The organism is Chroococcidiopsis sp. CCNUC1 (genome assembly GCF_023546805.1).
GTDB lineage: Bacteria > Cyanobacteriota > Cyanobacteriia > Cyanobacteriales > Chroococcidiopsidaceae > Chroococcidiopsis > Chroococcidiopsis thermalis.
In genome coordinates, this window is sequence record NZ_CP097480.1 from 2053463 (window position 1) to 2066918 (window position 13456).

12 protein-coding genes are annotated in these 13456 nt (G+C 46.1%); 4 read left to right on the forward strand and 8 right to left on the reverse strand.

Annotated features, from left to right (window positions below; genetic code table 11):
• Positions 1-67: 67 nt before the first annotated feature.
• Complete coding sequence (gene gshA / locus M5J74_RS09675; RefSeq protein ID WP_015153909.1) at positions 68-1222, reverse strand: glutamate--cysteine ligase; 1155 nt, start codon at positions 1220-1222, stop codon at positions 68-70.
• Between the two features lie 174 nt (positions 1223-1396).
• On the opposite strand from gshA, the gene M5J74_RS09680 reads away from it, so the two are divergent.
• Together M5J74_RS09680 and M5J74_RS09685 are read left to right on the forward strand one after the other, a co-directional pair.
• On the forward strand, positions 1397-1549 hold the full coding sequence (locus M5J74_RS09680; RefSeq protein ID WP_158631903.1) for a hypothetical protein: 153 nt from the start codon (positions 1397-1399) through the stop codon (positions 1547-1549).
• 97 nt (positions 1550-1646) lie between these two features.
• Positions 1647-2726 carry a choice-of-anchor Q domain-containing protein gene (locus M5J74_RS09685; RefSeq protein ID WP_106169550.1) on the forward strand — a complete coding sequence of 360 codons (1080 nt, stop codon included), beginning with the start codon at positions 1647-1649 and terminating at the stop codon, positions 2724-2726.
• A 138-nt stretch (positions 2727-2864) separates the two neighbouring features.
• Here M5J74_RS09685 and M5J74_RS09690 read toward each other — a convergent pair whose 3' ends face one another.
• From M5J74_RS09690 to ffh, 7 genes are all read right to left on the reverse strand, one after another.
• Positions 2865-3866, reverse strand: a complete 1002-nt coding sequence (locus M5J74_RS09690; protein ID WP_039715694.1) for a ribose ABC transporter permease — start codon at positions 3864-3866, stop codon at positions 2865-2867.
• The gene (locus tag M5J74_RS09695) at positions 3863-5395 is read right to left on the reverse strand and encodes a sugar ABC transporter ATP-binding protein (protein ID WP_250016447.1); all 1533 of its coding nucleotides are present in this window, start codon (positions 5393-5395) and stop codon (positions 3863-3865) included. Before M5J74_RS09695 ends, M5J74_RS09690 begins: the two co-directional genes overlap by 4 nt.
• Positions 5396-5541: 146 nt before the next feature.
• On the reverse strand, positions 5542-6522 hold the full coding sequence (locus M5J74_RS09700) for an ABC transporter substrate-binding protein (RefSeq protein WP_106168664.1): 981 nt from the start codon (positions 6520-6522) through the stop codon (positions 5542-5544).
• A gap of 509 nt (positions 6523-7031) precedes the next feature.
• Positions 7032-7985 carry a PhoH family protein gene (locus tag M5J74_RS09705; protein WP_015153914.1) on the reverse strand — a complete coding sequence of 318 codons (954 nt, stop codon included), beginning with the start codon at positions 7983-7985 and terminating at the stop codon, positions 7032-7034.
• 117 nt (positions 7986-8102) lie between these two features.
• On the reverse strand, positions 8103-8552 hold the full coding sequence (locus M5J74_RS09710; RefSeq protein ID WP_015153915.1) for a KH domain-containing protein: 450 nt from the start codon (positions 8550-8552) through the stop codon (positions 8103-8105).
• On the reverse strand, positions 8503-8775 hold the full coding sequence (gene rpsP, locus M5J74_RS09715) for a 30S ribosomal protein S16 (RefSeq protein ID WP_015153916.1): 273 nt from the start codon (positions 8773-8775) through the stop codon (positions 8503-8505). The genes M5J74_RS09710 and rpsP overlap by 50 nt, the downstream gene beginning before the upstream one ends.
• A 130-nt stretch (positions 8776-8905) precedes the next feature.
• Complete coding sequence (ffh, locus tag M5J74_RS09720; RefSeq protein WP_015153917.1) at positions 8906-10369, reverse strand: signal recognition particle protein; 1464 nt, start codon at positions 10367-10369, stop codon at positions 8906-8908.
• Positions 10370-10710: 341 nt separating this feature from the next.
• Here ffh and M5J74_RS09725 point away from each other — a divergent pair, with 341 nt between their 5' ends.
• Positions 10711-10908 carry a hypothetical protein gene (locus M5J74_RS09725; protein WP_015153918.1) on the forward strand — a complete coding sequence of 66 codons (198 nt, stop codon included), beginning with the start codon at positions 10711-10713 and terminating at the stop codon, positions 10906-10908.
• Positions 10909-11420: 512 nt separating this feature from the next.
• A complete protein-coding gene (locus M5J74_RS09730) occupies positions 11421-13349 on the forward strand; it encodes an alpha-amylase family glycosyl hydrolase (RefSeq protein WP_015153919.1) in 1929 nt (642 codons plus the stop codon).
• The last annotated feature ends 107 nt before the right edge of the window (positions 13350-13456 follow it).

Sequence of the window (13456 nt, forward strand, 5' to 3'; positions counted from 1 at the left end):
AAGTATTCACGCAGGAGGTCTATTGGTAGAACAAATGACGAGTGACAAATAACTGATGAGTCATGCACTACACCATTGCCGACGAACAGAGCTTATCTTCCAGTTCTAACTCGCGATCGCTCATTGCTTGGATAGATTGCATGATAATGCTTCTTGGCTCAAAGCCGTATGCATGAAGTTTCAACCACTGCTGAGCGGTGTTCCCCTCGCGCAGAATTTTTTGTACGGGAGAAAGAAAACAATTGAAGCCGTTTTGCTTGGCGATCGCCCAGACTTCTTGATAAACTTCTTCAATCCAGTCTCTCGCTAAGATTTTTCTGCCGTCTTGCCAATGAGTTAGCTGAGCGTCGAGGCTAGAACGGGCGACTGCGCTTTCGTTAGCAGCAGTAATTGTCAACAAATCTTCAGCGCGGGTTGTTGCTGGTAGGGTACTCATTTCTAGCGGATCGAGTTGTGGATCTGCTATGAGTTGGCACAGCCGCGCTTCCAGTAAGGCAGTAATACTTAATAAAGCAATCGGATCGGTGACGAGATCGCAGATTCTTAATTCTAAACGGTTGAGGTCGTAAGGGCGGCGATCCCCATTCGGTCTTACCGATGCCCAAAGATGGCGCACGCTCTGCATTGTCCCTGCGGCTAACTGTTCCTCAACCCAACGAATATGATGAGCGTGGCTTTCAAACAGGGGGACGTGTGCGGGAGTTTGAGGAAAAACTGCCCAACGGGTGGAGTGATAACCAGTAGGTTCGCCGTCAATAAAAGGAGAGGAGGCGCTGAGGGCGAGGTACAGAGGTGCTTCGACGCGGATCAGACGACACGCCCGTAAAAGTACTTCTGGATCTTCAATCCCAACATTAATATGAACGCTAGCAGTAACAACTGTAGTACCGTAGGTCTTTTCAATATATTCATGGTATGGGTTATTCGGGTCGGAACGGTAGAAGCGATCGCTCCCCCCCAAAGATAAAGTACTACCAGGAATAAACGTGTAGTTGCCCAATCGCTGGAGATATTCCCGTATTTTGCGCCGAGGGCGCAGTAGTTCGCACAACTGGCTTTCGTATTGAGTTGAGGGAGACGTTATATACTCTACGTTACGGCTATCTGGCTCTTTGGCAAAATTCCCCTCTAAATTTGCCACGATTTTGTCTGAAAGACCGACGACATCTCCCGACGGTGTCCCCGTGTACATTTCAATTTCAAAGCCTTTTGATAGCAGCACTTGATTCTCCTCGGCTTGCAGTGAGTAATTCTTCCACTAACTCAGTGTATCTAGCAGCGGCAAAACTTTGCATCTACCCGAAAGTTCAATACCTGCGTTAGTTTGACCTGACAAAGTTTCTATCCGTAGTTAGGTACACTTATATCTTTATTTCATCTTTCATCCCAGAAGGTAATGCCAGAAGGCAGCAGAGAAAACCCCCCTGGAATCGTTAGATGGCGGTTTAGCCTTGCTGTTGCCGTCGATTTAACTACCTCGCATCGACTCCTCTATAAAGAATCATATCGCTTTTCAGGAAATGAGCTGCGGATCGCTGTCAGCAGTTGATAAATAGCGCGAATAAATGAGGCTTGTCTGCCATTACTCCCGCTTTGCTTGCAAAAACTCTAGTTTGCGAGTATTCGTTAGCTCGTTGAAGAAACTTATGCGAAAAACGAAACGATTTCGATGGATACGCTATGCATTAATTGTAATTATGGTTTGCGGACTTGCTATTCTACCTCAAACGGTTCTATCTCAAGAAAGACAAATTTTTACAGTTAATAGCATCTTAGATGAACCAGACGGGAATATAGGTGATGGGAACTGTATTTCCAATCCTTCCCGCCTCTGTACGTTACGCGCCGCAGTACAGGAAGGTCAGGCAGTCAACCGTGCTGTCACCGTACCAGCAGGTTTGTACGAACTGAGTCAGGGACACTTAGATATCACCAAAAACTTAACCCTGACTGGTGCGGGTTCTGGAAAAACAAAAATAGATGGCATGTTGAAAAGTCGCGTGTTCGATATCGCTGACACTGGCTTTGCCTACATTGGTAAAGTCACAGTACAGTGGGGTAATGCAACCCCTGGCTTTGCTAGTCACTCCCACGGTGGGGGTATTCACAACCACGGGACGCTGATTTTAGTTGATAGTACAGTCAGAGCAAGTTCTATTAACTGGAGGTATGGTAACGTTTGGGGTGGCGGTGGACTTACTAATGCAAGTACGGGCAAAGCAACACTCGTGAACGTAACGATCGTGGGGAACTCTACATCTGGTGCAGGTGGGGGAATTGAAAACCTCGGCACGATGGATGTGTACAATAGCACGATCGCTAACAATCAGTCTTTCCGCTCGGCAACAAGTGGTGGTGGAATTGCCAATACTGGTACGATTCAGTTAAAGAATACGCTGGTAGCAAATAACTATGAGGGTGATAATTGCGACGGCACGATTGTCGATCTTGGTGGCAACCTATCAAGCGATGCAACCTGTGGCTTTCCTACCAGCCGAAGTAACGTTGAGATCGTACTAGGCGGACGTGACGATAATGATATGTTGCCAATCTACGCTGAGAGTCCGGCAATCGATCGCGGGATCGACGACCAATGCCAGAGTACCGATCAACGTGGTATGACTCGACCCCTAGACGGAAACAGAGATGGTGTTGCTACTTGCGATGTGGGTGCATACGAGTATCTCGCACCTCTATCAGAGGGAGTTGACACAATTACTAATTAATAGCCGTTTCAATTGGATGAAATACCTATGATGTAGGGGCGCACAGCTGTGCGCCCCTACTAATATTATGTACACAATCGAGAATTGCTATCAATAGATTGGGAATTTTGAATTAAACCCAAAATCCAAACCTACAATTTATCTTCTAGAGCGTCTGCGGAGGCGATCGATTGTGACGGCAACAATAATGACTAAACCCTTGACAACCAACTGCCAGAAGAAGGACATATTCAACAGAGTTAGTCCGTTATTGAGGGTGGCAATGATTAACGCACCAAGCAGAGTTCCCCAGATAGTGCCAATCCCACCAGAGAAGCTGGTTCCGCCCAAAATTACAGCCGCGATCGCATCGAGTTCGTATCCATTCCCTAGCATTCCCGTAGCACTGTAAAGACGGCTGGCGCTCATAATTCCCGCTAAGCCGGAGAGCAAGCCACTGACACCGTAAACAAATAACAGTACTCGCTTGACCTTAATTCCCGTTAGCCTTGCTGCCTGTTGATTGCCACCCACTGCATAGATCTGCATTCCCAAAATAGTGCGGCGGAGAATAAACCAGCTAGCTACCACTGTAAGCAACGCAATTACCACTAACCAAGGAACTGGTCCTAAGTAATTAATCCCGATCCAAGCAAAGTTGAGGTCGCGGTTGATCACGGTTGTACCGCTAGCAATTAAATAAGCAGCCCCTCGCAAAGCCGTGAGCGCACCTAGAGTGACAATGAAAGGTGGCAGGTCAAGAAAGGCAATTAAAGCACCGTTAATTAAGCCCAAACCCAAGCCTGCGAGTAAAGCAACGGGAACTGCCAGCCAGCCGACCCCTGGTATGAGTGATGTCAGTACGCCAACTACAGCTGTTACTCCCAGGATAGAACCAACCGAAAGATCGATTCCGCCCGTAAGAATTACAAACGTCATCCCTGTTGCTAGCACGATGTTGATCGATGCTTGCCGGAATATATTGACTATGTTGCCTGTGGTAAGAAAGTTAGGCGTGAGTAAGGCGAAGAGAATGCAAATCAGCGCCAGAATCGGGAGAATTCCTACTACCTGAAGCAGGTTACTTGCAGATTTACGCCTACCTCCCTTGGGGCGATCGCTCGATCTGCCTCGCATTGGTTTTGATTGGATTTGACTCATAATTTTTCTCCCTCAATTGCTCCGGTGGCGTAAGTCATAATCTTTTCTTGCGTAATTTTCTCGCCGTTGGTACTATTTAGTTCGCCAACTAAACGCCCTTCTCGCATCACCAAAACGCGATCGCTCATCCCGATAATTTCAGGTAGTTCGCTCGAAACCATTAGAATTGCAACTCCTTGGGCTGCTAAGTCGCTAATGATGCGATAAATTTCGCTTTTTGCGCCAATATCTACACCCCTTGTGGGTTCGTCTAACATCAAAACTTTAGGCTTAATTGCCAACCATCTTGCTAGCAGCAGTTTCTGTTGGTTGCCACCAGATAAATCTAAGGCTCTAATGCCTAGTTCTGCTAGCCGAATATTAAAGTTATCGACTGCGGCTGAGGCAATTTGGTTAATTCGTAATGGGCTGATCGTGCCTACTTTCGCTTCCCGTTTGAGCAGGTTAATTGCAATATTCTTGCGGCAGCTCATTTCGAGAAATAAGCCCTGTTCTTTGCGGTCTTCTGGCACGTAACCAATACCAGCCGCGATCGCATCGCTGGGTTGATTGATGTTGAGATGTTTACCATCTAAAATCACTTCACCACTTGTCTTGGGGTCAGCACCGAAGATTAACCGACATAATTCCGTACGTCCTGCACCTACCAGTCCTGCCAAGCCGACAATTTCTCCTGCGTGTAGTGTTAAACTTGCAGGCTGAATTTTGCCACCATCGCTAATGTTTTTTACCTCTAGTACGACTGAACCGATGGTTTTTCCGGGCTGTTTTTCAAACAAATCTTGCAAAGGTCTGCCTACCATCATTTGTACCAGGCGCTCGCTAGAGATCTCCTGGCGTTCTAAACTGCCTACGTACTCGCCATCTCGCAAAACGCTAATGCGATCGGCAAGCGCGTAAATTTCTTCCATGCGATGACTGATGTAGATAATGGCAATGCCGTTGTCTCGCAGCTTGCGAATTAACTCAAATAGTTGTTCTGTCTCGCGGTCTGAAAGCGCTGCGGTTGGCTCATCCATAATTAGGATGCGGCTATTGTCCTTGAGCGCCCGCGCAATCTCGACTTGTTGCTGTTCGGCAATTGAGAGACGAGACACCGTGTCTTCTGGCTGGAAACTCGCTCCCAAACTGTTAAGGACTGCTGCTGCTTCCTGATTCATGCGATCGCGATCGAGGAAATATCCCTTAGTTAACTCGCTACCCATGAAAATGTTTTCAGCTACAGTCAAGTTGGGGGCGAGATTCAGTTCTTGATAAATCAGGGCAATTCCGGCTTGCCTAGCAGCACTAGGATCGGAAATTTTTACTGGGTCGCCGTTAATGCGAATTTCACCTGCATCTGTGTCGTATGCCCCAGCCAGAATTTTCATCAACGTACTTTTACCCGCGCCATTCTCGCCCATCAGAGCGTGAATTTCACCAGGATAGACAGTTAAATTGACATTCTCCAAGGCAGTTACACCGTGAAATTTCTTGGTAATGCCTTGCATTTCTAACCGAGGGATGGGAGGGGATGTTGTTGTTGTCATAAAAATTGCGAGAGTCGGGAGTTTTAGGGGCAGGTTTTTTGAGGATAGCTGTCAAACAACAGAGAGTTCTGCCATCAAACCCGTCCTTACAGAAGTCAAGAGAAGTTAAAAATAATTCCGAATTCCGAATTCCGAATTCCGAATTCTTACTGCCAGCCTTTATAGTCTTTGACGTTTTCTCTGGTAATTAGCCTGACTGGAATCAATATGTCGGGATTCTTCGGCTTCTTGCCATTGAGAATGTCGTTACCAACTCGTACGGCTGTTTGCGTCATGCCTAGCGGATCTTGAGCAGCAGTCGCAACAAAAATACTATTGGGGTCTTCAATTGCTTGTTTTGCTTCCGGTGCGCCGTCTACGCCGACAATGAAAAACTCGTTGCGTCTGGCTTGCTTGGCTGCGAGTTCTGCACCAACTCCGCTCGGATCGTTGATCGCAAATACGGCATCAATTTTGTTAAATGATGTCAGCAAGTCGCTCATGACCCTTAAACCACCATCTCTGCTACCTTCGGCGTTTTGGTCTTTAGAAAGTATTTTGATGTTGGGGTACTGAGCAAAGACTTGTTCGCAACCTTTGACGCGATCGAATACAGATTGTACTGGCGGACCATTCACAATTACAACATTGCCTTTCCCTTTGAGGCGATCGGCAATATACTGACAGCTAATCTGCCCTGCTTGCAGATTATTAGAGGTGACGGTAGCATCTACGCCACCACCCGCACCTGTATCGACTGCGATTACGGTAATGCCTGCTTGTTTGGCTTTTTCCACAGCAGCAGCAATGCCCTCACTATCGCCAGCATTCAGCAGGATTAAGTCCGTGTTAGCGGCAATAAAGTTTTCGATTTGATTGAATTGCAAGTTGAGGTCGTAACCGCTAGAAACAACAGCAGTTCGTACCCCTTCTCCAGCAATTTTCTTAGCCTCAGATTCCGCACCTCGTCCCATCAAGACAAAGAAGGGATTGCTGAGATCGCCTACAGTAATTGCAAGCGATCGCAGTTTTGAGTTTGGATTGATTTGTGCTGTAGAGTTATTTTGGCTATCTGGCGAGCAAGCGACAATGGCACTGCCGATCGCGCCCAATAGACCAATGGCGATCGCGGCTTTTTTCCCTTTCATTTTTTCAACCAGCTTTTAAAAATAGTCAGACCGAATCTATAGTGCGAGATGCGATCGAGATTTCAGGCAATTTTTTTAGTATGCAGAATTATTATTTTGATTTTTTTATTAAACGTTATACATCTATCTTAAAGCTTAGATATTGAAATGGATTGAATGCGCGATCGCCCTGAAATTTGTTGAGACTCGTATGTATAAGTACCGTTTGATATCAAAATTTGCTTCAAATTATTCAAACTAGAAACAAATTTTAAATTAAAAATTGTAAATATTGAATTGACCTAATGTCTATTTATCAGAACATCTGAATGCAAGAATGCTTAAAGAGAAAAATCTATTTTATCACGGCTTGATTTGCTATATCTCTGAGTAGAGAAAAGAATTTGAAAAGGAGTGCGATCGCAGAAATAATTAATGCGAATGGAGGATTTATCATCAAATCCTATATATCAGCAATTTCTCTCGCTCAAAAAGCTAGAAGCGATTTGCGATCGCCAATTACTCATCAATTATTTCTCGTACTGCTCGTAAGCCGCAACAATTCTTTGCACTAAAGGATTGCGAACGACATCTTTTTGAGAAAACTCGCAAAAAGCAATTCCTTCGAGATGTTGCAAAATCTTCAACGCTACTGTTAACCCTGATTGTTGTTGCAAAGGTAAGTCAGTCTGAGTCATGTCCCCAGTCACAACCATGCGCGAACGGAATCCCAACCGCGTTAACACCATTTTCATCTGGGCTGGTGTCGTGTTCTGCGCCTCATCTACAATCACAAAAGCATTATTCAGCGTGCGACCCCGCATATATGCTAGAGGAGCTACTTCAATGACTCCCCGTTCCATTAGGTTAGCCATTTTTTCTTGGTCGATAAACTCATACAATGCGTCGTAGAGGGGACGGAGAAACGGATCGACTTTTTGTTGCAAATCCCCTGGTAAAAAGCCCAGTTTTTCCCCAGCTTCCACGGCTGGACGAGTTAAGATTAACCGTTCGTACTGATTTGCTAACAAAGCTTGGGCAGCAATTACCACTGCTAAATAAGTCTTACCAGTACCAGCAGGACCAGAGCAAAATGTCAAGTCATGGGTACGAATGTACTGAATATACTGACGCTGGCGAAAAGTTTTTGCCCTGACTTCATCGCCGCGACGGGTACGAGCGAGAACGTCTCGCTGTAATTCTTGCAGTTCGCCTTGGCGATGGGTATCTAATGCTTGACGCGCCGTCAGGATATCTGCATTTGAAATACTCTTACCCTGACTCCAAAGATCTTCGAGCGATCGCACTAACTGCTGGCTTAGCTCAATTTGTTTTTCCGTGCCGTAAATATATAACTCTTGCCCGCGCAACACAACTGTAGCACCTGTGAGTCGCGCCAGGGTTTTCAAATTTTCTTCATTTTCTCCGGCTAAAGCGATCGCGCCAGCTTGAGTTGGTAGCGCGATCGTTAAAGGCTCTGCCATACCAGTTTTCTATTTGTCATTGGTCGTACCCTATGGGAAGGGCTTCGCCCTACGCCATCATTCATTTGTCCTTTCTAGCTTACTAGCTACAAACGAGCGGGAACCATCAACCAACGACTAATGAGAACGAGGTTTTTGCACGGGTTTGGGACTCTCACCTCGCTGTTCCCTCAATTTTGGCGCAGATGAACGGTCTGATGAACGTCCGGTTTCTTCCCCACTCGTCGCACCATTAAAAGCTTGGCTACCGTAAATATCCAGATATACTGAATGCCCTGACATAGCAGCAGCAGCAGCAATAACCGTGCGAATATTTTGAATATTGCGTCCGCCGCGACCAAAAACTCGCCCCTTGTCTTCACCTTCAAAGGCGACTCTAAGCCAAACCTTTGCCGTACTAGGGAAGAACTCACAATCCACGCTTAGCGAGTTGGGAGACTCCAAAAACGGCTGAATCAAAAATTGCGCTAGTTTAGCGTAATCTGGTTGTCGATCTGAACTTATAGTGCGATCGCCCTTATGAGTTGGTTGATTGGCTGGCTGCGGTATTGAGCTGTTCAAAGACATTAGCTTTTTGTAAAATGTGACGCACGGTATCAGTAGGTTGAGCACCTTGTTGGAGCCGCCTTACGATTCCTGGCACATCTAGCTTAGTTTCGTCAGTTCTGGGGTTGTAGAATCCCAGCTCTTCCAAAGCACGACCTTCGCGCCGAGCGCTGCTTTTTATCGCCACAATGCGGTAACTTGCTTCCCGCTTTTTACCGTATCGCTTCAATCGCAGTTTGATCATACTGGGGTTAACTTCTCCTGTAGGCGGCTAATAGATTGTATTCACTGAATAGATCATCATATCACAGTTGACAGTGACTAGTGACTGGTGACTAGATTCTTCAAGCCACTAGCCACCAGCCACTAACCACTCACAAAGTCCCAAACCCCTTTTTCTTCTTCTCTTTCTTCTTTTTCTTAGCGGGTGCGCCGCCAGCGTAGCCCCGCCAACCAGGGGGAGTAGGACGACTACCAGCAGCATAGGGATCGCCCATACCGCCGCCACCACCGAATAGATTGGGCATACCTGGGAAGCCGCCGCCTTGACCCATCTGCTGCATCATGGCTCGCATTCTCTGGAAGTCGCTCACCAGTTTGCTCACGTCGCTTTCTTTATAACCAGAACCTCTGGCAATCCGGCGGCGACGGCTGGGGGAACTAGATAATAGATCGGGGTCTTTACGTTCCTGCTTGGTCATGGAATTGATCATCGCTTCGCAGCGTTTGAGCTGGGTTTCACCCTGCTTCAGCTGGTCGTCCGACATCTTATTCATGCCAGGAATTAGCTTCATGATGCCACCCAAAGAACCCATGTTCTTCAGCAGCCGCATCTGCTTCAGAAAGTCGGTGAAGTCAAATTTTGCCGAGAGAATTTTCTCTTGCATTTTCTCAGCATCGGCAAGATCAAATTCTTCTTGGGCTTTTTCTACGAGCGTCAGCACGTCGCCCATACCTAAAATGCGCGATGCCATGCGATCGGGGTAAAAGGGTTGTAGTGCTTCTACTTTTTCCCCGACACCGACGAACTTAATCGGCTGTCCCGAGATTCGTCGAACTGAAAGCGCTGCTCCACCTCGGCTGTCACCGTCCAGCTTGGTGAGAATTGCCCCAGTAATACCGACTTGTTCGTGGAAAGTGCGGGTGAGATTGGCTGCTTCTTGACCCGTCATCGCATCCACTACCAACAGCGTTTCGTGGGGTTGCACGGCTTCTTTAACACGAATCAACTCCGCCATCATGTCTTGGTCAATTTGCAGGCGACCAGCGGTATCGATAATAACTGTATCTACCCCTTGTGCTTTGGCTTGTTCGACACCTTCTCGCGCAATCTCTACGGGGTCGGCATTGCTACCCATTTCAAACACGGGTACGTCAATTTGCTTACCCAGAGTCACCAACTGATCGATCGCGGCGGGACGATATACGTCTGTCGCTACCATCAAGCAACTGAGGTCTTGCTTGCGTAGATGTAATGCTAATTTTGCTGTAGCGGTGGTTTTTCCCGTCCCCTGTAAACCTGCCATCAAAACAATGGTAGGGGCTGCGTCTGCCTGTGCGAGGGGAACGTTGGTTTCCCCCATCACTTCTACCAGTTCGTCATAAACAACTTTGATGAATTGCTGGTCGGGTCTAACCCCAGAAAGTACCTCGGCTCCTTGTGCCTTAGTTTCCACGTCAGCAATAAAATCTTTGACTACCTGCAAATTGACATCCGCCTCCAATAAGGCGCGGCGTACCTCCCGCAATGCCTCTTGAATATTGGCATGGGAAATCTTATCTTGTCCCCGCAGCTTTTTCCAGGCAGATTCTAGGCGATCGGCAAGTGCATCAAACATATTTCATCAAGTAAAACGGCGATCGGATTTTGGGAAAGCAAATTTTATCCACTATTCCCATTATGAGGGATAAGGATGAACGGTTGACAGTTGATGGTTGATGGTTGGCAGTTGGTAGTTGGTAGTTGCTCCGCAACTCTCTTCTCCCCCTGAGATGGGCGACTCTCCCTCAGCTCAAGAGCAGCTCTTTTCTTCCCCTCACTCCTCGCTCCTCACTCCTCACTTTTCTGAGAACTATGTTAAGAAATATTAAAAATAGCCATTTTGTATTTTTGGATACAGAATTACCTGCTATAGTAAAAAAGTGAAAGTAAACAGAAAAATATAAAGAGGAATAAATTATGTCTACTCAAGAACAAGCTCGGGCGTTGATGATGCGTCACCACCACGTAGTCAAAAACCGTCAGCAATCGATGTTGAACCGTGCAGCAGCTGAAATTGGTTTTGAAGGTACGACAGAATATTGGAATCATATTCAAGGCAAACCCCACCCCACCTTCTCGGCTAACTACGATCGCAGTGGTTCTTCTATGAGCTAGATGGCGATTTTTGTGTGAAGAAAGTTTGCTAAATTTGTTAAATAACATAAAGCTCCCCTCAAAATTGCATGGCGATCGCAGTTTTGAGGGGAGCTAAAATTTTGCAGTTGAGTACAGATACCGGGAATAACTATACAGAGAATTGCTAAGTCAAGATTGAGTAGTGAACCCGCTACCGATACTAAATATTCTAGTGACGAACAACGTTCTGCTTCTCCGAAGTGCTAAAGTCACTATAATAGCAATTCTCGATTGCGTGCGTGACATTTGTAGGGGCGCTTTCTCTGTGCGCCCCAGAGAGAGCGTGTGTTTTACCCAATCGAAAAACCGCTATAAAATTACTTCCCACGATAGATGATAGAGTTTTCGTGATTAACATATTTTAACAATTGCCTGCAAAAAAATAGTTGGTTGGCATGTTATCTCGCTGAAAAACGACAGGAGCCAAAAGCAAAACCAACTCGTGCATAGATGCGCTCGCAATTTGAAAAATATAGAACTCACTAAACCTTATGGAAACACTTCCCACGGTTAAAGCGACTCCTGCTCAACACGAACTGACCGATCCAAAAGTAGAAATAGATACTTTAATTACAGCACCTCAACAAGAAACAGAGATCGATCTAGAGTTTCTTTACACCAGAGATATCGAATTTCGTCAAGAAACAATTTACTTTGTGGTAGTCGATCGCTTTTATGATGGCGATCCAAACAATAGCGAAGGTCCTAACCCAGAACTATACGATCCCAATGCTCAAGAATGGGGGAAGTATTGGGGTGGTGACTTACAAGGAATTATCGATAAACTCGATTATCTTAAAGGCATGGGAGTGACAGCAATTTGGCTGACTCCTTTATTCGAGCAAATTGAAGATTTATTTATCGAAAGTGCGGCAATTCACGGCTACTGGACGAAAGACTTCAAACGCTTGAACCCGCGATTTATCGGTCAAGATGAAGATCCATCCCTGAACAAAACTCAAGAAACTAGAAATACCACCTTCGATCGCTTGATTGACGAACTACACAAGCGAAAGATGAAGTTAATTCTCGATATTGTCTGCAACCATAGTAGCCCTGACATTAGCGGAGTCAAGGGAGAATTATATGACGATGGCGTAAAAATTGCCGACTTTAATGATGATAAAGATCATTGGTATCATCATTACGGTGAAGTCTCCAATTGGGAAGATGAATGGCAAGTACAGAACTGCGAACTTTCCGGTTTAGCCACATTTAACGAGAACAACAACGACTATCGTAATTACATCAAATTGGCAATTAAGCAGTGGCTAGATCGAGGCGTGGATGCTTTGCGGGTAGATACAGTCAAGCATATGCCAATTTGGTTTTGGCAAGAGTTTATCGCCGATATTCAAGCCCATAGACCAGATGTGTTTGTCTTTGGTGAATGGATTTTCAGCCATCCACTCGACGATCTCTCGGTAGAATTTGCCAACTGTTCGGGTATGTCCATGCTCGATTTTGGTCTATGCGTAGCAATTCGAGGCGCTTTGGCACAAGGCGCTGAGGGTGGATTTCAACTAATCCAAGATGTTTTCGATCTCGATTACCGCTATAACGGGGCAACAGAGTTAGTCACGTTTATCGATAACCACGATATGCCGCGTTTTCAGTCGCTTAATGCCGACCCGGAAATGCTACGAGTGGCGATCGCCCTAATCATGACATCTCGTGGTATCCCTTGCATCTACTACGGTACGGAACAGTATCTTCACGACGATACAAATGGCGGAAACGATCCCTACAACCGACCGATGATGACGAGTTGGGACAACGACACTGAAATCTATCGTTATATTCGCTTGCTTTCTGGCTTGCGGCGACTCAACCCAGCCGTATCAGTTGGTAGCCATCAGCAGCGATATATTACCCCAGATGTCTACTGCTATGTCAGAAGATATGGTGAGTGTACCTGCTTTGTTGCCATGACTCGGGGTGAAACCGTCACGATTGATACAGTCATGACAGACTTACCAGATGGCGAGCATACTTGCGTGTTAACGCGGCGCAAATTTACAGTGGAGAACGGCGAGATCCGCAATTTAGAACTGGGACGAAGAGATGTCATCGTTCTCAGTCATATTGGGGAAAGGGCAAAAGCTAAAACTTTAGTTAGAGTGCAATTAAATGGGGTCAACACTCAACTCGGTGAAAGAATTGTGGTGATGGGCGATTGTCCAGAACTAGGAAACTGGGATATTGGCAAAGCTTACCCCCTAGAGTACATTAATGCCAATACTTGGTTTGCGGAAATTCCCTTCGAGGAGAGTGCTGGTAAGTTAATTACTTACAAATATGCCATGTTGCGGGAAGGGCGATCGCCATTACGAGAAAATATTGTGGCTCGACGTTGGGTTGTTGCTAGCGAAGGGACGGTTAAGTGGCGAGATCTCTGGGCATCTGGGAGAGAATCGTAGAAAAGTCAAAAGTCAAAAGTCAAAAGTCAAAATAGTTAATAAGCTTCGCGATCGAACTCAAGTAATGGGATAGTGGTGGATTGCTTCTTGCCTATTACCCATTACCC

Excerpts from the sequence above, each read along its gene's own strand:
- rpsP (WP_015153916.1), bottom strand. The coding sequence starts at position 8,775 with ATGATCAAACTGCGATTGAAGCGATACGGTAAAAAGCGGGAAGCAAGT.
- M5J74_RS09690 (WP_039715694.1), bottom strand. The coding sequence starts at position 3,866 with ATGAGTCAAATCCAATCAAAACCAATGCGAGGCAGATCGAGCGATCGC.
- M5J74_RS09680 (WP_158631903.1), top strand. The coding sequence starts at position 1,397 with ATGCCAGAAGGCAGCAGAGAAAACCCCCCTGGAATCGTTAGATGGCGG.
- M5J74_RS09695 (WP_250016447.1), bottom strand. The coding sequence starts at position 5,395 with ATGACAACAACAACATCCCCTCCCATCCCTCGGTTAGAAATGCAAGGC.
- M5J74_RS09705 (WP_015153914.1), bottom strand. The coding sequence starts at position 7,985 with ATGGCAGAGCCTTTAACGATCGCGCTACCAACTCAAGCTGGCGCGATC.
- ffh (WP_015153917.1), bottom strand. The coding sequence starts at position 10,369 with ATGTTTGATGCACTTGCCGATCGCCTAGAATCTGCCTGGAAAAAGCTG.
- M5J74_RS09725 (WP_015153918.1), top strand. The coding sequence starts at position 10,711 with ATGTCTACTCAAGAACAAGCTCGGGCGTTGATGATGCGTCACCACCAC.
- M5J74_RS09730 (WP_015153919.1), top strand. The coding sequence starts at position 11,421 with ATGGAAACACTTCCCACGGTTAAAGCGACTCCTGCTCAACACGAACTG.
- M5J74_RS09710 (WP_015153915.1), bottom strand. The coding sequence starts at position 8,552 with ATGTCTTTGAACAGCTCAATACCGCAGCCAGCCAATCAACCAACTCAT.
- M5J74_RS09700 (WP_106168664.1), bottom strand. The coding sequence starts at position 6,522 with ATGAAAGGGAAAAAAGCCGCGATCGCCATTGGTCTATTGGGCGCGATC.
- M5J74_RS09685 (WP_106169550.1), top strand. The coding sequence starts at position 1,647 with ATGCGAAAAACGAAACGATTTCGATGGATACGCTATGCATTAATTGTA.